The organism is Mesorhizobium tamadayense (assembly GCF_003863365.1).
In the GTDB taxonomy this organism is placed as follows: Bacteria; Pseudomonadota; Alphaproteobacteria; order Rhizobiales; family Rhizobiaceae; genus Mesorhizobium; species Mesorhizobium tamadayense.
On sequence record NZ_RQXT01000018.1, the window covers coordinates 1 to 17,506 of the forward strand.

General features: G+C 62.5%; 21 protein-coding genes, 3 tRNA genes and 2 pseudogenes. 11 read left to right on the top strand and 15 right to left on the bottom strand.

Features of this window, described 5'->3' with window-relative positions; all coding sequences use genetic code 11:
• Window positions 1–93 (bottom strand): GTP-binding protein (locus EH240_RS15965; protein ID WP_032936484.1); only part of this gene is annotated, 93 nt, incomplete at its 3' end.
• Window positions 94–375: 282 nt separating this feature from the next.
• On the opposite strand from EH240_RS15965, the gene EH240_RS15970 reads away from it, so the two are divergent.
• Window positions 376–1,263, top strand: coding sequence for a DMT family transporter (locus EH240_RS15970; protein ID WP_124999798.1), 888 nt, complete (start codon window positions 376–378; stop codon window positions 1,261–1,263).
• Window positions 1,264–1,284: 21 nt separating this feature from the next.
• On the opposite strand, the gene EH240_RS15975 is transcribed toward EH240_RS15970, so the two are convergent.
• Both EH240_RS15975 and EH240_RS38990 read right to left on the bottom strand, forming a co-directional pair.
• On the bottom strand, window positions 1,285–2,091 hold the full coding sequence (locus EH240_RS15975) for a sulfotransferase family 2 domain-containing protein (protein WP_124999800.1): 807 nt from the start codon (window positions 2,089–2,091) through the stop codon (window positions 1,285–1,287).
• 115 nt (window positions 2,092–2,206) lie between these two features.
• A pseudogene (locus EH240_RS38990) lies at window positions 2,207–2,317 on the bottom strand (GlsB/YeaQ/YmgE family stress response membrane protein); the annotation flags it as partial.
• 36 nt (window positions 2,318–2,353) lie between these two features.
• On the opposite strand from EH240_RS38990, the gene EH240_RS15985 reads away from it, so the two are divergent.
• Window positions 2,354–2,761: a YidB family protein gene (locus EH240_RS15985; RefSeq protein WP_124999802.1), complete on the top strand. Its 408-nt coding sequence runs from the start codon at window positions 2,354–2,356 to the stop codon at window positions 2,759–2,761.
• 82 nt (window positions 2,762–2,843) lie between these two features.
• Here EH240_RS15985 and EH240_RS15990 read toward each other — a convergent pair.
• Window positions 2,844–2,917, bottom strand: a tRNA-Gly gene (locus EH240_RS15990).
• 89 nt (window positions 2,918–3,006) lie between these two features.
• Window positions 3,007–3,091 (bottom strand) — tRNA-Tyr (locus EH240_RS15995).
• 200 nt (window positions 3,092–3,291) lie between these two features.
• Between EH240_RS15995 and EH240_RS16000 the strand changes: the two genes are divergently transcribed.
• On the top strand, window positions 3,292–4,146 hold the full coding sequence (locus EH240_RS16000; RefSeq protein WP_124999805.1) for a TrmH family RNA methyltransferase: 855 nt from the start codon (window positions 3,292–3,294) through the stop codon (window positions 4,144–4,146).
• A 49-nt stretch (window positions 4,147–4,195) separates the two neighbouring features.
• Here the strand turns inward: EH240_RS16000 and EH240_RS16005 are convergent, their stop codons facing one another.
• The 3 genes from EH240_RS16005 to gcl all read right to left on the bottom strand — a co-directional run bounded on the left by EH240_RS16005 (window position 4,196) and on the right by gcl (window position 7,842).
• Complete coding sequence (locus EH240_RS16005) at window positions 4,196–5,083, bottom strand: 2-hydroxy-3-oxopropionate reductase (protein WP_124999807.1); 888 nt, start codon at window positions 5,081–5,083, stop codon at window positions 4,196–4,198.
• Between the two features lie 152 nt (window positions 5,084–5,235).
• Window positions 5,236–6,033: a hydroxypyruvate isomerase gene (gene hyi, locus EH240_RS16010; RefSeq protein WP_124999809.1), complete on the bottom strand. Its 798-nt coding sequence runs from the start codon at window positions 6,031–6,033 to the stop codon at window positions 5,236–5,238.
• Between the two features lie 27 nt (window positions 6,034–6,060).
• Window positions 6,061–7,842 carry a glyoxylate carboligase gene (gene gcl, locus EH240_RS16015; RefSeq protein WP_124999811.1) on the bottom strand — a complete coding sequence of 594 codons (1,782 nt, stop codon included), beginning with the start codon at window positions 7,840–7,842 and terminating at the stop codon, window positions 6,061–6,063.
• Window positions 7,843–8,046: 204 nt separating this feature from the next.
• On the opposite strand from gcl, the gene bhcR reads away from it, so the two are divergent.
• The gene (gene bhcR / locus EH240_RS16020; RefSeq protein ID WP_124999813.1) at window positions 8,047–8,868 is read left to right on the top strand and encodes an HTH-type transcriptional regulator BhcR; all 822 of its coding nucleotides are present in this window, start codon (window positions 8,047–8,049) and stop codon (window positions 8,866–8,868) included.
• Here the strand turns inward: bhcR and EH240_RS16025 are convergent.
• The 3 genes and pseudogenes from EH240_RS16025 to EH240_RS16040 form a co-directional block, all read right to left on the bottom strand.
• Window positions 8,869–9,209 (bottom strand): annotated as a pseudogene (locus EH240_RS16025) (hypothetical protein). It abuts the gene before it with no gap.
• 404 nt (window positions 9,210–9,613) lie between these two features.
• Window positions 9,614–9,931 carry a BA14K family protein gene (locus EH240_RS16035; protein ID WP_124999817.1) on the bottom strand — a complete coding sequence of 106 codons (318 nt, stop codon included), beginning with the start codon at window positions 9,929–9,931 and terminating at the stop codon, window positions 9,614–9,616.
• A gap of 283 nt (window positions 9,932–10,214) precedes the next feature.
• Window positions 10,215–10,382 carry a hypothetical protein gene (locus EH240_RS16040; protein WP_124999819.1) on the bottom strand — a complete coding sequence of 56 codons (168 nt, stop codon included), beginning with the start codon at window positions 10,380–10,382 and terminating at the stop codon, window positions 10,215–10,217.
• A gap of 157 nt (window positions 10,383–10,539) precedes the next feature.
• On the opposite strand from EH240_RS16040, the gene EH240_RS16045 reads away from it, so the two are divergent.
• Together EH240_RS16045 and EH240_RS37950 are read left to right on the top strand one after the other, a co-directional pair.
• Window positions 10,540–10,615: transfer RNA gene (locus EH240_RS16045), tRNA-Thr, on the top strand.
• Window positions 10,616–10,962: 347 nt separating this feature from the next.
• Window positions 10,963–11,124 (top strand): hypothetical protein, encoded by a 162-nt coding sequence (locus EH240_RS37950; protein WP_167484038.1) that lies wholly within the window; start codon window positions 10,963–10,965, stop codon window positions 11,122–11,124.
• A 233-nt stretch (window positions 11,125–11,357) separates the two neighbouring features.
• Here EH240_RS37950 and EH240_RS39655 read toward each other — a convergent pair whose 3' ends face one another.
• The 3 genes from EH240_RS39655 to EH240_RS16060 all read right to left on the bottom strand — a co-directional run bounded on the left by EH240_RS39655 (window position 11,358) and on the right by EH240_RS16060 (window position 12,627).
• Window positions 11,358–11,492: a hypothetical protein gene (locus tag EH240_RS39655; RefSeq protein WP_281035125.1), complete on the bottom strand. Its 135-nt coding sequence runs from the start codon at window positions 11,490–11,492 to the stop codon at window positions 11,358–11,360.
• A 57-nt stretch (window positions 11,493–11,549) separates the two neighbouring features.
• Window positions 11,550–11,861, bottom strand: coding sequence for a DUF3303 domain-containing protein (locus tag EH240_RS16055; protein ID WP_059184794.1), 312 nt, complete (start codon window positions 11,859–11,861; stop codon window positions 11,550–11,552).
• 205 nt (window positions 11,862–12,066) lie between these two features.
• Window positions 12,067–12,627 carry a DUF2569 family protein gene (locus EH240_RS16060; RefSeq protein ID WP_124999821.1) on the bottom strand — a complete coding sequence of 187 codons (561 nt, stop codon included), beginning with the start codon at window positions 12,625–12,627 and terminating at the stop codon, window positions 12,067–12,069.
• A 119-nt stretch (window positions 12,628–12,746) separates the two neighbouring features.
• Here EH240_RS16060 and EH240_RS16065 point away from each other — a divergent pair, with 119 nt between their 5' ends.
• Window positions 12,747–12,947, top strand: coding sequence for a DUF2905 domain-containing protein (locus EH240_RS16065; RefSeq protein ID WP_124999823.1), 201 nt, complete (start codon window positions 12,747–12,749; stop codon window positions 12,945–12,947).
• 55 nt (window positions 12,948–13,002) lie between these two features.
• Here the strand turns inward: EH240_RS16065 and EH240_RS16070 are convergent, their stop codons facing one another.
• Entirely contained in the window at window positions 13,003–13,617 is a 615-nt protein-coding gene (locus EH240_RS16070; protein WP_124999825.1) for a TetR/AcrR family transcriptional regulator, read from the bottom strand.
• A 92-nt stretch (window positions 13,618–13,709) separates the two neighbouring features.
• Here EH240_RS16070 and EH240_RS16075 point away from each other — a divergent pair, with 92 nt between their 5' ends.
• From EH240_RS16075 to EH240_RS16090, 4 genes are read left to right on the top strand one after another with little or no spacing between them, the layout of a single operon-like run.
• A complete protein-coding gene (locus EH240_RS16075) occupies window positions 13,710–14,804 on the top strand; it encodes a polyamine ABC transporter substrate-binding protein (RefSeq protein WP_124999827.1) in 1,095 nt (364 codons plus the stop codon).
• A gap of 8 nt (window positions 14,805–14,812) precedes the next feature.
• The gene (locus EH240_RS16080) at window positions 14,813–15,658 is read left to right on the top strand and encodes an ABC transporter permease (RefSeq protein ID WP_124999829.1); all 846 of its coding nucleotides are present in this window, start codon (window positions 14,813–14,815) and stop codon (window positions 15,656–15,658) included.
• 2 nt (window positions 15,659–15,660) lie between these two features.
• Window positions 15,661–16,443 carry an ABC transporter permease gene (locus tag EH240_RS16085; protein WP_124999831.1) on the top strand — a complete coding sequence of 261 codons (783 nt, stop codon included), beginning with the start codon at window positions 15,661–15,663 and terminating at the stop codon, window positions 16,441–16,443.
• Entirely contained in the window at window positions 16,440–17,504 is a 1,065-nt protein-coding gene (locus EH240_RS16090; RefSeq protein ID WP_124999833.1) for an ABC transporter ATP-binding protein, read from the top strand. The genes EH240_RS16085 and EH240_RS16090 overlap by 4 nt, the downstream gene beginning before the upstream one ends.
• Window positions 17,505–17,506 lie beyond the last annotated feature (2 nt).

Sequence of the window (17,506 nt, forward strand, 5' to 3'; positions counted from 1 at the left end):
AGCCGCCGTCAGCGACGTCTTGCCATGATCGACGTGGCCGATCGTGCCAATGTTCACATGCGGCTTGGTGCGCTCGAATTTACCTTTTGCCATAGTCTCTTTCCTTGGGCGCTTGACCTTCAGTTCAGTCGAATGCGGGGCGATTAGCGACAACGGCCGAAAAACACAAGTGCCTTGTGGCTGAGCGTTTTCACGCTCGACCCGAACCAACGATCCGATTGTAGGGATATAGCGCGGATATAGGATCGCGACAGGCGAATTCAAATGGCGCGGCTGACGCCTCGGCTGCCTCATCGGCAGCTTCGCGCGGATAGCCTCCCGATCGGCCGGAACTGGCCCATTGCCGCCGCGACGCACCTCTGATTTCTTCGGCAAATGCAGTTCATTCCGGCAAATATCCGCGGTCCCCTGTTCATGATCGTCTCGACGGGATCCTACCTCGTCAACGACACGATGATGAAGCTCACGACCGCAGGGCTGCCGCCTTATGAGGTGCTGCTGCTGCGAGGTGCTGCCGCCACGCTCTGGGGCATGCCGCTGCTTTTCATGCTGGGCTACGGCAGGCAGATCCCGCTGCTCTTCGAGCGCAAGGTGCTGCGCCGGAACCTTTGCGAGTTGGCGGCGATCCTTTGCTACGTCGTGGCTTTGGCCAACATGCAGATCGCCGATTCGACGGCGCTCGGGCAGGTCACGCCGCTTATCGTGCTGGTCGGTTCCTCGCTCCTGTTCGGCGAGAGGATCGGCGCCGCCCGCATGGCGCTGATCGGCCTCGGCTTTGTCGGCGCCGTCATGGTGGCGCAGCCGACGATGCAAGGCATTTCCATCTATGCCTTGCTGGCGTTCGGCAACGCGGCCATGGCCGCGGCGCGCGACCTCGCCGGGCGTAAAGTAGGCGCCGAGGTGCCCGGCATGATCGTCGCCATCTCCGCCGTCGTGGTCGTGCTGGCCGGTTCCGGCATAGCGCATCTCGCTTCCGAGCAGTGGGTGATGCCGGAGAGCCGCCATCTGCTGCTGATCGCCGGCGCCGGCCTGTTCCTGATCTTCGGCCACTTCTTCATCTTCATGGCCTATCGCGTCGGACCGACGAGCGCCGTGGCGCCCTTCTACTATTGCTTCACCGTCTGGGCAGTGATTTCCGGCTTGCTGGTGTTCGGGCAGTTCCCGAACGCGCTCGCCGTCTGCGGCATCCTGCTGGTCATCGGCAGCGGCCTCGCCATCGTCTCGCTCGACGGAAGGCGTCGGCGTCTGGCGGTCGTCGCCTGAGGCATCCGATCCGCAATTGGCCTAATGACCTACGCGCATTGCCAGTGGGCGCCTGGCAAGGAAATCCATGAGGTTGCGCAGCGTTCGCGGACAGACGAGGCGGCCGTCGCGAAGCGCTGCCGGATCGCCGTTGACATGCAACGAGGATATCTCGCGGGGATCGCCGTCCGGGATGCCGCCCCATCTTGCTGGATCATAGTAGTCGATCAGGAAGGCATAGTCGTAGCGGCAAAAACGCATCGCTTTCGCCAACGCTGCCGGCGAGAGGTCCGACGGGCTGACCTTGGCCCTGGCCGCCTGCAGCCTCGGCATGGTGATTTTCCTGCCGCTGACCGACGACAGGAATGCCTCGACAGCGTCCAGTTCTTCGAACCTGAAGACATGGTCGAACAGGAAAAGGCTGGAGCCGACAAAATGGCGCGGCGATGCGACGTGGAATTGGATTTCCCACGAGGACGCGCTGTATTTTTCGACGTTGAGGATGAAGGTGTCGAGGTCCGGATCGGTCGGCAGCCCGAAAGTCTCGAGCATTTCCGCCTTTGCCGACGGCCGAGTCAGAACGTTGGTGTCCAATATCCTGCTGGAATAGGCAGATAGAAGCCGTTCCAGCGGATCGCGAACGATGGTGAATTTGCCGCCCAGACCGTCATAGACCGGTACAAACGCATCGACCCAACTGGTGGACAAATGGCTGTGGACCTCATTGTCGGGGTCGGCGAGAGAGGCTTGCCTGCCGCTCAGCGACATCAGCGCGTACTTGACACTGCTGCTGCCGCTTTTCGGGATCGGATAGTAGGTGACCGGGAGGTCCTCTGCCTGGATTGCCATTGCCGACCCTCCCGCCGATCCAATGCCAATATGCCGCCATAGCGATCGCGTGCCGCGACCGCCCAAATTTGACGATCGACCGCAGCCGGACGGGCAGCGGGCTTCGTCTGTCCTTCTATAGCGTGCGCTTGCTGCTGATCTGGTGGTAGGCCCAGAGCACGACGACCGAGCCGATGACGGCGACGATCAGGCTCCAGATGTTGAGGCCGGTGACGCCCGATGCACCGACGCCGTTCCCGGCGGCAACATCACGAAACCGCTGATGATCGCGCTCGGCGCGCTGCTGGTCGGCAAGATGGTGAGCGGCAGGAGCGAGGAACAATCGGCCGAACCTCAAGCACCCGTCCCGACTCCGGCCGGAACCGGGACCTCCGCAGATGGCGGCCTGCTCGGCGGATTGGGCGGGCTGCTCGACAAACTCAAGGACGCCGGCCACGGCAACGTTGCCGATTCCTGGGTCGGCACCGGTCAGAACCAGCCGATCAACGCCAACGACCTCGGCACCGCGATCGGGCCGCAGGTCATTCGCGAGATCGCGCAGCGCACGGGTTTGAACGAACAGGAGCTGCTGCAGCAATTGTCCGCGGCGCTGCCCGGCATCGTCGACAAGCTGACGCCGAACGGCCAGATCCCGCAACAGCACCAGGTTGCGTCCGCCTTCGACAGCTAGACGGCGAACATCGGACCTCGCGAATTAGCTGCGCGCTACGGCGCGCGGCTTTTTCGTCGTGAAATTCATGCGGAAGGATATCTGGAGCGGGTAGCGGGAATCGAACCCGCATATTCAGCTTGGAAGGCTGCTGCTCTACCACTGAGCTATACCCGCGCCTTACACTGAAGTACCGGATTCACCCGAAAAGCGCCATGCACTTTTCGGTCCGAGACTTTTTCGTTTCAGGGCTCCCGGGCCGGCAGTGGTGGAGAGGGTTGGATTCGAACCAACGTAGGCTAAGCCAACGGATTTACAGTCCGTCCCCTTTAACCACTCGGGCACCTCTCCAGTCTGCCGCCGGAGCCATGCAACGAGGCATTTCAGCCGATCCGGAGCCCGAGTAAGGATCTTCTCCGAAATCAGCGATGCGCCTTATGGCGGCAAGGCCGGTGGGTGTCAACCGGCGCAGCCAGGGTTTTTCGAGGATGTCCGGCATTCATTGCCGCAGCCCATATCCTTAGCCGGGCGAGACAGCTATAGAGGCCGGCATGAGCGACAATAAAAGCGACAAACCAGGCACGCCCAGGGACACCCACTACGCCAAACTTAGGCGTGCGCATCGCGACCAGAAGGCCGGCGGCGCGCCGGCGTTCCGGCCGCGCCAGCCGGTGCCGCCGGGCGAAGGGCCCGCCGACGGGCTGGTGCGGCTTTACGGCCTGCACACGGTGCGGGCGGCACTCGACAATCCGCGGCGCAAGATCGGAAAGATGCTGGTGACGCGCAACGCCGCAGAGCGTCTGGCGATCGGCGATCTTGCCGCCCTGCCCTTCAAGGCCGAGCTGGTCGAGCCGAAGGATATCGACCGGATCACTGGCTCGGACGCCGTGCATCAGGGCGTGCTGATCGAGGCCGAGCCACTCAAGCCCAAGCGCCTCGACGCGCTCGGCGACACCCGTTTGGTGCTGGTGCTCGACCAGGTCACCGACCCGCACAATGTCGGCGCGATCCTGCGCTCGGCAGTCGCCTTCGGCGCCGGCGCGCTGATCACCACGGCGCGCCACAGCCCGCAGGAATCGGGCGTGCTGGCGAAATCGGCTTCCGGCGCGCTGGAGCATATCGACCAGATCGAGGTGAAGAACCTGGCCGATGCGCTGGGACAGCTCCACGAGGCCGGCTTCCAGACCATCGGGCTCGATTCCGAGGGGCCGGCCGAACTGGAGAAAACATTCGCCGGCGACAAGATCGCCATGGTGCTGGGCGCCGAAGGCAAGGGCCTGCGCCAGAAGACGCGCGAGACGGTGACCGCGCTCGCCCGCCTCGACATGCCCGGCGCCATACGCTCGCTCAACGTGTCGAATGCGGCGGCGGTGAGCCTTTACGCGGCGAGGAAGTTTTTGGGATAAGGGAGTAGGGGAGTAGGTTAGCAATCGTCTTCCCTACTGCCTTATTCCCCTATTCCCCTACACTATGGCCAGCCATCCGCTCCAACGCCCTGACCAGCGCCGAATGGTCTTCCTTCGCGCCGCCATTGGCCGAGCAGGAGTTGAACAATTGCTGCGTCGTCGAGGTGTTTGGCAGGGCAACGCCGAGCGCCTTGGCACCTTCCAGCGCCAGGTTGAGATCCTTCTGGTGCAGCTCGATGCGGAAGCCGGGCGCGAAGGTGCGCTTGATCATGCGCTCGCCATGCACTTCGAGGATACGCGAGGCAGCCAACCCGCCCATCAGCGCCTGCCTGACTTTGGCCGGATCGGCGCCAGCCTTTGAGGCGAAGACAAGGGCCTCGCCGACCGCCTCGATGGTCAGCGCCACGACGATCTGATTGGCGACCTTGGTGGTCTGGCCGACGCCGTTCGGGCCGACCAGGGTGATGTTCTTGCCCATCTTCTCAAAGATCGGCTTCGCTCGCTCGAACGCCTTTTCCTCGCCGCCGACCATGATGGTGAGCGAGGCCGCCTTGGCGCCGACGTCGCCGCCAGACACCGGCGCGTCGAGATAGTCGCAGCCGAGATCGTTGATTTTCTTGGCGAATTCCTTGGTGGCGATCGGCGAGATCGAGCTCATGTCGATGACGAGCTTGCCCTTCGACAGGCCCGAAGCGACGCTGCTCTCGCCGAACAGCACGTCGGCCACCTGCGGCGTGTCCGGCACCATGGTAATGATGATGTCGGCCGCCTTGGCCACTGCGTCATTGCCGGTGACGGTCTTCAGCCCTTTGGCGACGAGATCGGCCGGGGGCTTGGATCGATGGTCGCTGGCAACGACCGTATGGCCGGCATCGAGCAGATGCCCCGCCATCGGCGCGCCCATGATGCCCAGTCCGATGAAGCCGATGGTTTCCATTGCTTTGCTCCAAATTCTGAAGCGCCCCCCTCATCCGGCCCTTCGGGCCACCTTCTCCCCGGCGGGGAGAAGAGGTAGGCGCCAGCGTTGACGATCTCTTCTCCCCTCGGGGAGAAGGTGGCCGCGCAGCGGCCGGATGAGGGGCCTTGGCTCTAAGCAGCAGCACTCCCCTGCCCGGCAAACTCCCTGAACCACCCCAACCCGGCCTCCGTGCCGGCCTTCGGCTTGTATTCGGCGCCGATCCAGCCGGAATAGCCGAGGCGGTCGATATGATCGTAGAGGAAGGGACAGTTGATCTCGCCCGTCCCCGGCTCGTGACGGCCGGGATTGTCCGCAAGCTGGATATGCGCGATGCGGCCGAGGTTTGCCTCGATGGTACGGGCGAGATCCCCCTCCATGATCTGCATGTGATAGATGTCGTATTGCAGGAACAGGTTCTTCGAGCCGATGCGGTCGATCAGCGCCAGCGCCTGCTCGGTGTAGTTCAGGTAGAAGCCCGGAATGTCACGGGTGTTGATCGGCTCGATCAGCAGCCTGATGCCGGCCTGTTCCAGCTTCTCGGCGGCGAAGGCGAGGTTCTCGGCAAAGACGTTTTCCAGGACGGCTCGATCGGCGCCCTGGGGCGCGATGCCGGCAAGGCAGTTGATCTGTTCGCAGCCCAGCGCATGCGCATAGCTGATCGCCTTGGCGACGCCCTGGCGGAATTCCGGCACGCGCTCGGGGAGCACCGCGATGCCGCGCTCGCCCTTTGCCCAGTCGCCTGCCGGCAGGTTGAACAGCACCTGGGTCAGGCCGTTCTTCTTCAGGCTCGCGGCGACGACGTCCGGCGCATGGTCGTAGGGGCCGATATATTCCACGCCCTTGAAGCCGGCGCGGGCGGCGGCATCGAAGCGGTCGAGGAACTCATGCTCGCCGAAGAGCATCGAAAGATTCGCTGAAAAACGCGGCATTCTTTTTCTCCTTCTTTCCGCCGGAGCTTAATCAAGCATGACTATCGCCGTCGGCGCATCCTCGTGGCTCTCGGCAAGCTCCTCGAATTCGGTGATCTTGTCGATTTCGGTGCCCATGGAAATGTTGGTGACGCGCTCGAGGATGAATTCGAGAACGACCGGAACCTGGTGCTCCTTCATCAGCCGCTGCGCCTCCTTGAAGGCGCCGGCGAATTCCTCCGGCTTCTTCACCCTGACCGCCTTGCAGCCCATCGCCTCGGCGACCGCGACATGGTCGACGCCATAGCCGGGCTCGGGATCGCCCGCCCGGTTGACGTTCTCGAAGGCGAGGCTCACCTCGTAGTCCATCGAAAAGCCGCGCTGCGATTGCCGGATCAGGCCGAGATAGGCGTTGTTCACGACGACGTGGATGTAGGGCAGTCTGTGCTGCGCGCCGACCGCCAGTTCCTCGATCATGAACTGGAAATCGTAGTCGCCGGAGAGCGCGACGATGGCGCGATCCGGATCGGCGGCCCGTACGCCGAGTGCCGCCGGCAGGGTCCAACCGAGCGGGCCGGCTTGGCCGCAATTGATCCAGTTGCGCGGCTTGTAGACATGCAGGAACTGCGCGCCGGCGATCTGCGACAGGCCGATCGTGGTGACATAGGTGGTGTCGCGGCCAAACGCCTTGTTCATCTCCTCATAGACGCGCTGCGGCTTCAGCGGCACCTGCTCGAAATGCGTCTTGCGCTTCATGGTCTTCTTGCGCTGCTGGCATTCCTTCGCCCAGCCCGACCAGCCGCGCAGCTTGCCGGCCGTCCGCCATTCGGTGGCGACGTCTAGCAAAATCTTCAGCGCCGCGCCCGCATCCGAGACGATGCCGAGGTCCGGCGCGAAGACGCGGCCGATCTGCGTGGGCTCTATGTCGACATGGATGAATTTCTTCCCCTTGGTATAGACGTCCACCGAGCCGGTGTGGCGGTTGGCCCAGCGGTTGCCGATGCCGAAGACGAAATCGGCTTCAAGCATCGTCGCATTGCCGTAGCGGTGCGAGGTCTGCAGGCCGCACATGCCGGCCATCAGCCGGTGGTCGTCGGGGATCGAACCCCAGCCCATCAGCGTCGGGATGACCGGCACCCCGGTGACTTCGGCGAACTCGATCAACAGGTCCGACGCATCGGCATTGATGATGCCGCCGCCGGCGACGATCAGCGGCTTTTCCGCTTCATTGAGCATCGAAAGCGCCTTCTCGGCCTGGGCGCGCGTCATCGCCGGCTTGAAGGCGGCGAGCGGTTCATAGGCGTCGATGTCGAACTCGATTTCGGCCAGTTGCACGTCGACCGGCAGGTCGATGAGGACAGGCCCCGGACGCGACGAGCGCATCAGGTGAAACGCCTTCTGCAATGCCATCGGCACCAGATAGGGCTCCATGACCGTGACCGCCCATTTGGCGACCGGCGCGGCGATCGCAGCGATGTCGACGGCCTGGAAGTCCTCCTTGTTGAGGCGCGCGCGGGGCGCCTGGCCGGTGATGCAGAGGATCGGGATGGAATCGGCCGACGCCGAATAGAGGCCGGTGATCATGTCGGTGCCGGCCGGGCCGGAGGTGCCGATGCAGAGGCCGATGTTGCCGGCCTTGGCGCGGGTAAAGCCTTCGGCCATGTGCGAGGCGCCCTCGACATGGCGCGCAAGGACGTGGCGGATAGTGCCCCTCGCCTTCAGCGCCGAATAAAGCGGGTTGATCGCCGCGCCCGGCACGCCGAAGGCATTGGTGATGCCTTCCTTTTCAAGAACGAGAACGGCAGCGTCGACAGCGCGCATCCTGGCCATGTCCAGCCTCCACTTAGTTGGTTGGCTTTGAGAATGCCAGCGTGGTTCCGATTTTTCAATTTTTTCAGAATATTTTTTCATTTCTAAAAAACGGCGTTTATCTATTGAATAACCTATGCTTTTCGTTTTCCAGAGATTCGCTGTGCAGCGTCAGTGAAAAACTTTTTCATTGCGCCCGGCGGAAAATCGGCCAGAATGCCCCTCATGGAAACCACGGAAAAACGCCAGCGCGGCCGGCCGCGCGCCTTCAACGGCCCGTCGGAGGCGGCCTCGGTGCAGTCGCTCGACCGGGCGCTGCGCATCCTGGCGATCGTCGCCGAGGCGAGCGGCCTGTCCTTGAGCGAGATCGCGGCGCGCAGCGGCATCGCCGCCTCCACCGCCTACCGCATGCTGACGACGCTGGAGAACCACGGCATGGTCGAATTCGATACGACTGACCAGCTATGGTCTATCGGCGTCGAGACCTACCGCATGGGCGCCGCCTTCCTGCGCCGGCGCAAGCTGGTCGACCGCGCCCGCATCGTCATGCAGGAATTGATGGAGAAGACCGGCGAAACCGCCAATCTCGGTGTCGCGGAGGACGACTGCGTCGTTTTCGTGAGCCAGGTCGAGACCCACCAGGCGATCCGCGCCTTCTTCCGGCCGGGCACGCGCAGTTCCTTCCATGCCTCCGGCATCGGCAAGGCGGTGCTGGCGCATCTCGAGCCCGAGCGGGTCGCCGCCATCCTGCGCAAGGAGGGCCTGCAGCGCTACACCGATAAGACACTTTCCGACATCTCGGCGCTGGCCCATGATCTGGCGACGATCAAGCATCGCGGCTGGTCGGTCGACGACGAGGAACGCCATCCCGGCATGCGGTGCGTGGCCGCGGCCATCTTCAACGAGTTCGGCGAACCGATTGGTGGCGTTTCCGTCTCCGGCCCGACGGTGCGGGTGACGCCCGAGCGCCTGGCCGAGATCGGCCCGCTGGTGCGCGAGGCGGCGGCCGAGGTGACGAAGATGATCGGCGGACAGAAGGCCGGTTGATCAGCCTGCTCCGGGCAACGTGCCCTTGGCCGACATCTCGAAGACGTCGAGCAGGATCGCCAGCCCGACGCCGCAGGCGGTCAGGATCAGGCTTGGCGCGCTCGTAGACGTGCCGGCGCAGCGAGCTCGTCGAGCAGCATGGACAGCGCCCGCATCTGCAGAGCGATGCCGGCCAGGATCGGCATGACGGCGAACAGATCCTGGAGCTGCCACGGCACCGGGTTCGCCGCCCAATGCGTGAGGAAACCCAGCGAAAACGCCAACAGGATGCCGACAACGGTGATCGTGCCGTTGCGGAAAATGGTTTCAATCAATTCTTCCTGAGGATCCTGATTGTCCAAGGCTCCCTCCCATATTGCCCGCAGATCATCGCGCGAATGGCAGATTAGGTCCTCCGGAAATGCCTGTACATTGCCGATTGCATTGACAAAAAGCCGGTGACTGAAGCCAGCCAATCACGTCGGGTCGGCGCCGCCCCTCATCTGCCTACCGGGCATTTCTCCCCGTATAGTGACGGGTAGAAAAGAGCTGGCCGCGACCTCGGCGCTCTTTCTGCCGCGCTGGAAATTGGCGAAATCGTCCATGAGAGCGCCCTTCTCCCCGTCGTTATACTGGGAGAAGACACCGGCAGGCAGATGAGGGGCAGCGCCGACGTTGAAAGTCGGCCAATCCAACCCTGCCGTCCCGACAGCAGAAAAGGGGCCGCGAAGGCCGCCCCTCTTCTGGTTGCCGAGCGGCTTCCTCTTCAGAGGCGGCAGTAATGCGAGTAGCCGTCGTAGCCGATATAGGTGTTCGAGCCCGGATCGTAGCTGGCATAGCGGGCCATGCAGCGGCGGACGTGCCAGGAACCGTCGTAGCCGTCTTCCTCGACATAGACGGTGCGCGGCTGCTGCTGGGCGAGCAGGCTGCCCAGGACGAACCCGCCGACGCCGGCGGCGATGCCGATGCCGAGCTCGCGGCGGTGATGATGGCCGTGGGCGGCCGAGGGCTGGACAGTGCCGGCCAGCGTGCCGGCGGCGACGGTGGTGGCGATGAGAGTGGAAACGAGCGTGCGCTTGAACATGACGATCTCCTTGGTTTCGTGACCGAGGCGATCCATCCGCCTCTTGATGGTCTGTCGTCGCGGCGAGGAAAAAGGTTCGAAGAATTTTTGGATTTTCTTGGAGCGGCCGGAAGTGGCTCACGTCTTTCGGGGTCTGCCCGCCTCGCGACGTTGCAATAAAGGCGCGGAAGGACGCCGCAACCTTTGGCCGCAAGACAACAAAAGGGCGGGGCCGCCCTTCGGGGCAGAACTCGCGGGATGGAAGCTTCCCCACTCGCTACTCGCTATTCGCTATTCGCTCTCCTCACCCCATCCCCGTGACATGGCGCAGCCAGAAGGCCAGCGCGATGAAGCCGATGATGGTGGCGACGCCGGTCCAGTCGATGTTGGCTTTCTTCAGATCGCTGATGGCCTTCACCAGGAGAAGCCAGGTCACGACAATGAGCGGCAGGATGATGACGAACCTGATCATGCGGCACCCGTTCGATGCGATTGCACTTGAACGGAGATATGGGATGGCTCTCGACGATTTTCAGCATGCCGGCCCAGGCAAGGCTGCAAGGTCCATTAGCAACCTAAAACGGAGTTTTGTCTTTACTGGCGCACGAAATGTGCTACCGGAGCGCCGTGCCCTTGTAGCTCAGCTGGTAGAGCAGCGGTTTTGTAAACCGAAGGTCGCGGGTTCGATCCCTGCCGGGGGCACCAGAGAAATCATACGCTGATACTACTATATCCTACCGTCCAATTTGGTGACCTTTGCGTCTCGGGCAACGGAGACGTGATCCCATGGCAAAGTGGTGGAGCCGACGACGCCGGAATTGACAAGGTACCAGGGCTTACCAAGCAATCTTCGGACTGAGCTTTTTGAGCGCAGGCCGACTGGTGTTGGACCACAAGGATTGAGCTACTCCATTTTGGACAAATTTCGTCTGGGCAAATAGGTTTTCGGTCGTTTTGGCAGCATATATTAGAGACCTCTTGTATTTCAAGAGCCGCAAGTAGATAGTATCGGACGGGACTTTGAGCAGGTTCCGATGCGATGGCCTCTTGTCGTGATTATGCTGGTTGTTGGCTTCATCCTCTGGGACCGCTTTGACAATGATGGCGCATATACCGCCGATGTCGAGCGGAGTTTCCGCGAGGCATCCCTGGAAATGCCTGGAGGGTGGAAGCTACCCACAATCACCTTCAACCGCGATCCGCTGAAGCAGTGAACTGAAAGGGCATGATGCAACTTAACATTGGTGCCGACCAGGCTGACCGTTGGCGGAAGAATTTACGGCGTACGCGGCGGCGGCACGCCCTTTGGTTCACGCGTAGCGCAATGATTTGGGTGTTGATCGTGGCGGCGATCACAATTGCATCAACGCTGATCGCATTGAAAAGCCTTTAGCTTGAAGAAATGTAGCACCCCGGCCGCCCACCGGACCAGTGACCGGAGCCGTCCTCACACCCCGATCGCCGCCACGAGAATCCGGTTCTGCCGCCAGATCGCCGCGCGCAGTTCCGGTATCCTCGCCTCTTCGCGCTTCACGAACTCGATGACCATCATGTTCATGTTGTTGAAGATGAGCTCGCCCACTGCCGGTTGGGTAAGCAGCTGTGTACGCTGAGAATGCGCCGCCTCGTCGTAGGCCGCTCACGAAGGAAGTTCATCCCGCCATTTGATAGCTTCCATCTCGACGCGGACCGCGTCCGGAACGTCGATGACCTGATGGACGTCGAATTGGAATGCCGGGAAGGTCGAACACATTTTGTGGACTACCAGCGGGTCATCTGCTTCGAGCAGCATGCTGCCGCCCCATTCGCCCACCCGCGCCACGAAGGCATGCACCTTGACTTCGCTGGGTATTTCCCAGTGCTGGAAGATTTTCAGGATGCGCTTTTGGACGTTCTCGTATTCAATCGCCGATCCCTGTGGCCGCTCGTTCCAATTTACCAGGTATTTCATAATCTCCTCCCTCTTGGGTGACCGCGAATGCCAGAGCGGCATTGTAGCTCCCAAGGCGAACTTCCGGTCGTCTCCTCGTCTGCTCCAAAAGAGGTAGGCATCACTACACGAAGGCGGTGAATCTGTCCGATACCTTTTGAGGACGATCGGATTTCAGCGCCGCTGAGCCGCACAAGCTACTTACAAACAGCCAGACAGCCCACTATTAGGCAGCAGCAGCCTCGCCGGTTGCCGCCCCGCCAAATGTGTTCCGAACCCTGACGGACTTGTGGACATAGGCGACCCAGATCCCGGTCAGGATGAACGCCACGACGGGTGTTGCGACCGTGTCTCCCGCAAGGACCCGGCTCATCGGAACGCCGAGAATGGTCGAAACCCACAAGACGTCGAGGATAGCGACGAGCGGGATTGCAACCCATTGATACAGGAACAGCTGCTTGTAGCGGGGGCTCCGCCGTAACATGGCGACAAGAACAAGCACCTGCAGCACAACAAACGTCAGCGACAGCGCGATTTCGCCGTAAACGGCCAGAGGACCATTCGGCAGCAGCATGAGCTGCTGGTAGCCTTGCCAGGACGAACCCAGTTCCGCAAGTGTGCGCAAACGCGACAGAGTCTGCCAGATCGCCAGCAGCAACAACCAGTCTCCAAACCCCACGAGATCCGCCGGATTCTGTGACGGCTTCGCGGCTGACCGAACGGCAAAGAAAACAGGCACGCCGACAATCAGCAGCACTATCGCCCAATGCCAGATGGAAATCTGCATCCCAACCCCTCCCTCGATGCCCTTTTAGGTTGTAGCAGATTTCCGCTTCAACTCTAGAGACGACACCGAGGCCCTGCCCGCAAGACCCGTCAACACTATATCTCCGGCAGGATGCTGCCATGTCGCGAACGCTGATCGTCATCGGTCTCAGCATAGTTGCCATAGGCCTGCTGTGGCCTTGGTTGGGCCGGACCGGCCTTGGCAGGCTGCCTGGTGATATCGTGATCGAGCGCGAGAACTTCCGGCTTTATGTTCCTATCACCACGGGAATACTGGTCAGTGTCGTGCTCTCGGCCATTCTATGGCTGATCAACCGTTAGAGGCACGACCGCAGCGCTTTGCCGGAAGCCCTTCTTGTGCTCGCTCCTGACGTCATCACACTCCAATCGCCGCCACCAATATCCGGTTCTGCCTTCGGATCGCGGCGCGTAGCTCCGGTATCTTCGCCTCGTCGCGCTTCACGAACTCGATGAACATCATGTTCATGTTGTTGAAGATGAGCTCGCCTACCGCCGGCCCGTCGATGTCGTCGCGCACAAGCCCGATCTCCTGCAGGCGAGCGATCAGCCCCCGGATCTGCTCGGTCAGCGCCCGGTCCAGCGCGGTATAGGCCTGGCCGAAGGGGCTGTCGGGCAGTTGGGTCGAGATCGCCATCGCCTGCCGCCACATTTCCTTGCTCAGATAATTGAGCGAGTGCTCGATATAGATGCCGATCAGCGTGTCCAGCGCGTCGCCGACATTGGCGGGCGGGTTGGCGACCACCCCTCGCCCGGCATTCAGCACCTCGTTGACCTCCAACGCGACGATGGCGCCGAGGATGTCGCCCTTGTTCTGGTAGTAATTGTAGATGGTGCCGATCGAGACCTCCGCCTGCGTGGCGATCGCTTCGATCTTGGCGCCTTCGTAGCCGGCCTCGCGGAAAAGCTCGGTCGCCGCATCGATGATGCGCCGGTGCCGGTCCGCCTTCTGCCTTTCGCGCAATCCGCTCATGTCGGCCTCTCTGCCACAAAAACATAATTGACTCAATTTTAGAATTGGTTCAACTTTTCTCCAACAAGCCAGCAAGGCAGGGAGAACACTCGATGACCGTCAACGCCCAGAATCCGCTTTCCAATCCGCTTTCCGCCCTGAAGTCATGTCTCGCCGCCGCCTGCGCAGCCGCGCCGCTGCTGCTCACCGCGGGCGGCGCTCAGGCCGCCGATCTCAACGCGCTGATCTGGTGCGACCACTCCGATCCCGCGCTGCTGCAGCCCTTCGAGGAGGCCAATAACGTCAAGGTCAATGTCAAGGAATTCGAAGGCACCGGCGCCGGCCTGGCTATCGTCGATCAATCGCAGCCCGGAGACTGGGACGTGATGGTGATAGACTCCATCGACGTGTCGCGCGGCGTCGAGAAAGGCCTGTTCGAGCCGCTGCCGGAGGACAAGCTACCCTTTGCCGACCTCTTCCCGGAAGTGAAGATGGACAAGTCCACCGTCGTCGACGGCAAGCGCTACGGCATCACCGAAAAATTCGGCTACAACACGATCGGCTTCAACAAGACCAAGGTCGATCCGGTCGACATGCAGTCGCTGGCCTCGCTCACCGGCGACAAGTACAAGGGCAAGATCGCGATCTACGACTACTACCTGCCGGTCATCGGCATGGCGGCCTTGGCCATCGGCAAGAAAACCGCCGACCTCACCGAGGCCGATCTGCCCGCGCTCAAGACCGAGCTTCTCAAGATGAAGGCCAACGCCAAGCTGGTCGGCGAAGTGACCGCCAGCCAGACGGCTTTAGCCACCGGCGAGGTCGACATCCTTGTCGGCGGCGGCGAATGGGTCACGGCGGGGCTCGCCAAGGAAAATCCGGCGCTCGACTTCTCGATCCCGAAAGAGGGCGCGGTGCTGTGGTCGCAGTCGCTCGCCATGTTCAAGGATTCCAAGAACAAGGACATGGCGCTGAAATTCATCCAGTATATTCTGAGCCCGGAAGGCCAGGCGCGGCTCGCCACCTCCTCCTGCTATTGGGGCATGCCGGCGAACAGCAAGGCGGCGCTGACCGACGAGCAGAAGAAGATCCTGCGCTTCGACGAGCAGCCGGGCTTCCTTGCTCGCGCCCAGACCTATCCAGCGCCGAACGCCGATCTCGACAAGAAGATGCAGGACATGTGGACCGAAATGCTGCAAGCGCAGTAAAGCGGCCGATGAGCGTTTCCGGAAGCAACTCGCGTGCCCTGCCCTGGGCGCTGGTCACGCCGGCGCTGGCGTGGACGCTTCTCTTCTTCGTGCTGCCCTTCATCGCCATGGGGCTGTCGAGCCTCACGGCGCATGAAGGCGGCGGCTTCACTTTAGCCAATTACAGCCAGTTCTTCACCGACCCCTCCTACTGGCGAGCGATGGTGAACTCGCTGGAGGTGACGGCGACTGTCACCGTCATCTCCATCCTGCTCGCCTACCCCTTTGCCTGGATCCTGGCCGAACAAGTGCCGGAACGCTGGCAGAGGCTGGCGCTGATGCTGGCCGTGCTGCCGTTCTGGACTTCTTACGTGGTGCGTTCCTATTCCTGGCTGCTGGTGCTGGCGCAGAACGGCGTCGTCAATCGGGCGCTGAGCGGCATCGGCCTGATCGCCGAGCCGCTGCAGCTTGCGAACACCCGCTTCGCCACCGTCACCGGCTTCGTGCATTTCTTCGTCATGCTTTTGACGCTGACCATCTTCGCCAATCTCAAGCAGCTCAGCCCGAGCTACCGCAAGGCGGCCGCCGATCTCGGCGCCGGACCAGTGCGCACCTTCCTGCATGTCGTGCTGCCGCTCACGCTCCCCGGTATCATGGTCGGCGCTTTCCTCACCTTCGTGCTCTGCATCGGCGATTACATCACGCCGCAGATCCTCGGCGGCAACAACGAACTGGTGATGCCGCAACTGGTCATGATGCAGATCGGGCGGCGCGGGGACTTCCCGCTGGCCTCGGCACTGTCCATCATCCTGATGGCGGTCGTCACCATCGCCTATCTCGCCTGCGCCCGCTGGCTGAAGATCGAGCGGGCCTGACCATGCGCGCCATTGTCCGCATTGCCGCCTGGCTCTACGCCATCGCCATCTACGGCTTCATCTTCCTGCCGGTGGTCATGCTGGTGCTGTTCTCGCTGCAGGCGACCTCGTTCCCGATCCCGCCCTTCACCGGCCCGTCGCTGCGCTGGTACCAGGCGGTTCTGTCCGACCCGCGGCTCACCTCGGCGCTGGTCAATTCGCTGCTAGTGGCGGTGCTCTCCTCACTCGCCTCCGTCACACTCGGCTTTCTCTCCGCCTGGGGTTTCGCCCGCTTCGTGCTGCCGGGCTCGGCCCTGCTGCGCGGGCTGATCACGCTGCCGCTCACCGTCAGCTATCTGATCATCGGCATGGGCTTGCTGGTGCTGTTCAACTGGGCCGGTGTGCCGAAATCGCTCATCGCCGCCGGCGTCGGCCATGTCGTGATCAACCTGCCGCTCTGCTTCGCCATCATCTACAGCCAAATGGGCGACCACCAGATCAACATCGAGCGAGCCGCGCGGGACCTGGGCGCCGCCGAATGGAAGGTGCTGCTCATGATCACCGTGCCGGTGATGGCGCCGGCGATCTTCGCCGGCTTCTTCCTGTCGATGACCTTTTCCTGGGACGAGTTCGTCATCTCCTTCCTGCTAACGCGTTTCGACACGACGCTCCCCGTCGAGATCTGGAACCTCCTGCGCTCCGGCCTTAATCCCAAGACCAATGCCGTCGGCTCGCTGGTCTTTGCGGTGTCCATCGTCCTGGTGGTGTTTTTCGAGCTGACCCTTCTGCGGAGAAAGCCGGCATGAGCGCGCCACTCGTCGACATCCGCAACGTCTCGCATCGCTTCGGCCAGCATCCGGTGCTGAAGAATGTTTCGCTCGCCATCGAGCCCGGCAGCTACACGATCCTGCTCGGGCCGTCCGGCTCCGGCAAGACGACGCTGCTTTCCATCCTCGGCGGCTTCGTCACCCCCAGCGAAGGCAAGGTGTTCATCCGCGGCGAGGACTGCACTTCCGTGCCGCCAGCCAAACGCCCTACCACCACAGTCTTCCAGGACTATGCACTGTTCCCGCACATGAGCGTCGGCAGCAATGTCGGCTTCGGGCTGCGCATGCAGGGCGTCGACGGCGCGACGCGGGCGGCCAAGGCGCGCGAGGCGCTGGCTCTCGTCGGGCTGGCCGCCGCCTTCGACAAGAAGCCGCATCAGCTCTCCGGCGGACAGCGGCAGCGCGTGGCGCTGGCCCGCGCCCTGGTCATCGAGCCGGCGGTGCTTTTGCTCGACGAGCCGCTCGGAGCGCTCGATCTCAAACTGCGCCGGCAGATGCAGGACGAGCTAAAGGCGATCCAGAAGCGTGTCGGCACCGCCTTCGTCCATGTCACCCACGACCAGGAAGAAGCGATGGCGCTGGCCGACCATTGCGTGGTGATGAATGACGGACGCATCGAGGACGAAGGGGCGCCCGAGCGGGTCTATGCGCGGCCGAAGACCCGCTTCTCGGCCACCTTCATGGGCGAGAGCACGATCCTTGCAGGCAAGGCCGGCGATTCCCGAGATGGGCGCGTCACGGTCACGACAGGGCTCGGCTCGATTTCTCTTCCCGGTAGGTCGCCCGCCGACGCCAGCGTTGCGCTTGCCATCCGGCCCGAGCACCTCGTCCTTGGCGACGTGAAAGGCGATGTCGCGCTGGGCATCGCCAAAGTCAGCGACGTCGTCTTCCAGGGCAGTTTCAAGCGCGTGCTGGCGGCCTCGACGCAAGATCCCGCGTTGCAGTTCATCGCCAAGGCGCCGGCTTCGGCCGCCGTCCGGGCAGGCGACACGATCGCGGTTTCATGCAACGCTGGCGACATCATCCTGCTAGCGGACTGAGC

What these genes read in the sequence shown, in the direction of transcription:
- EH240_RS16060 (WP_124999821.1), bottom strand. Translation starts at nt 12,627, where the DNA reads ATGCAGATTTCCATCTGGCATTGGGCGATAGTGCTGCTGATTGTCGGC.
- bhcR (WP_124999813.1), top strand. Translation starts at nt 8,047, where the DNA reads ATGGAAACCACGGAAAAACGCCAGCGCGGCCGGCCGCGCGCCTTCAAC.
- EH240_RS15975 (WP_124999800.1), bottom strand. Translation starts at nt 2,091, where the DNA reads ATGGCAATCCAGGCAGAGGACCTCCCGGTCACCTACTATCCGATCCCG.
- EH240_RS15970 (WP_124999798.1), top strand. Translation starts at nt 376, where the DNA reads ATGCAGTTCATTCCGGCAAATATCCGCGGTCCCCTGTTCATGATCGTC.
- EH240_RS16085 (WP_124999831.1), top strand. Translation starts at nt 15,661, where the DNA reads ATGCGCGCCATTGTCCGCATTGCCGCCTGGCTCTACGCCATCGCCATC.
- EH240_RS16040 (WP_124999819.1), bottom strand. Translation starts at nt 10,382, where the DNA reads ATGATCAGGTTCGTCATCATCCTGCCGCTCATTGTCGTGACCTGGCTT.
- EH240_RS16075 (WP_124999827.1), top strand. Translation starts at nt 13,710, where the DNA reads ATGACCGTCAACGCCCAGAATCCGCTTTCCAATCCGCTTTCCGCCCTG.
- EH240_RS16055 (WP_059184794.1), bottom strand. Translation starts at nt 11,861, where the DNA reads ATGAAATACCTGGTAAATTGGAACGAGCGGCCACAGGGATCGGCGATT.
- EH240_RS16000 (WP_124999805.1), top strand. Translation starts at nt 3,292, where the DNA reads ATGAGCGACAATAAAAGCGACAAACCAGGCACGCCCAGGGACACCCAC.
- EH240_RS15985 (WP_124999802.1), top strand. Translation starts at nt 2,354, where the DNA reads ATGATCGCGCTCGGCGCGCTGCTGGTCGGCAAGATGGTGAGCGGCAGG.
- EH240_RS16070 (WP_124999825.1), bottom strand. Translation starts at nt 13,617, where the DNA reads ATGAGCGGATTGCGCGAAAGGCAGAAGGCGGACCGGCACCGGCGCATC.
- hyi (WP_124999809.1), bottom strand. Translation starts at nt 6,033, where the DNA reads ATGCCGCGTTTTTCAGCGAATCTTTCGATGCTCTTCGGCGAGCATGAG.
- gcl (WP_124999811.1), bottom strand. Translation starts at nt 7,842, where the DNA reads ATGGCCAGGATGCGCGCTGTCGACGCTGCCGTTCTCGTTCTTGAAAAG.
- EH240_RS16090 (WP_124999833.1), top strand. Translation starts at nt 16,440, where the DNA reads ATGAGCGCGCCACTCGTCGACATCCGCAACGTCTCGCATCGCTTCGGC.
- EH240_RS16005 (WP_124999807.1), bottom strand. Translation starts at nt 5,083, where the DNA reads ATGGAAACCATCGGCTTCATCGGACTGGGCATCATGGGCGCGCCGATG.
- EH240_RS16080 (WP_124999829.1), top strand. Translation starts at nt 14,813, where the DNA reads ATGAGCGTTTCCGGAAGCAACTCGCGTGCCCTGCCCTGGGCGCTGGTC.
- EH240_RS16035 (WP_124999817.1), bottom strand. Translation starts at nt 9,931, where the DNA reads ATGTTCAAGCGCACGCTCGTTTCCACTCTCATCGCCACCACCGTCGCC.
- EH240_RS16065 (WP_124999823.1), top strand. Translation starts at nt 12,747, where the DNA reads ATGTCGCGAACGCTGATCGTCATCGGTCTCAGCATAGTTGCCATAGGC.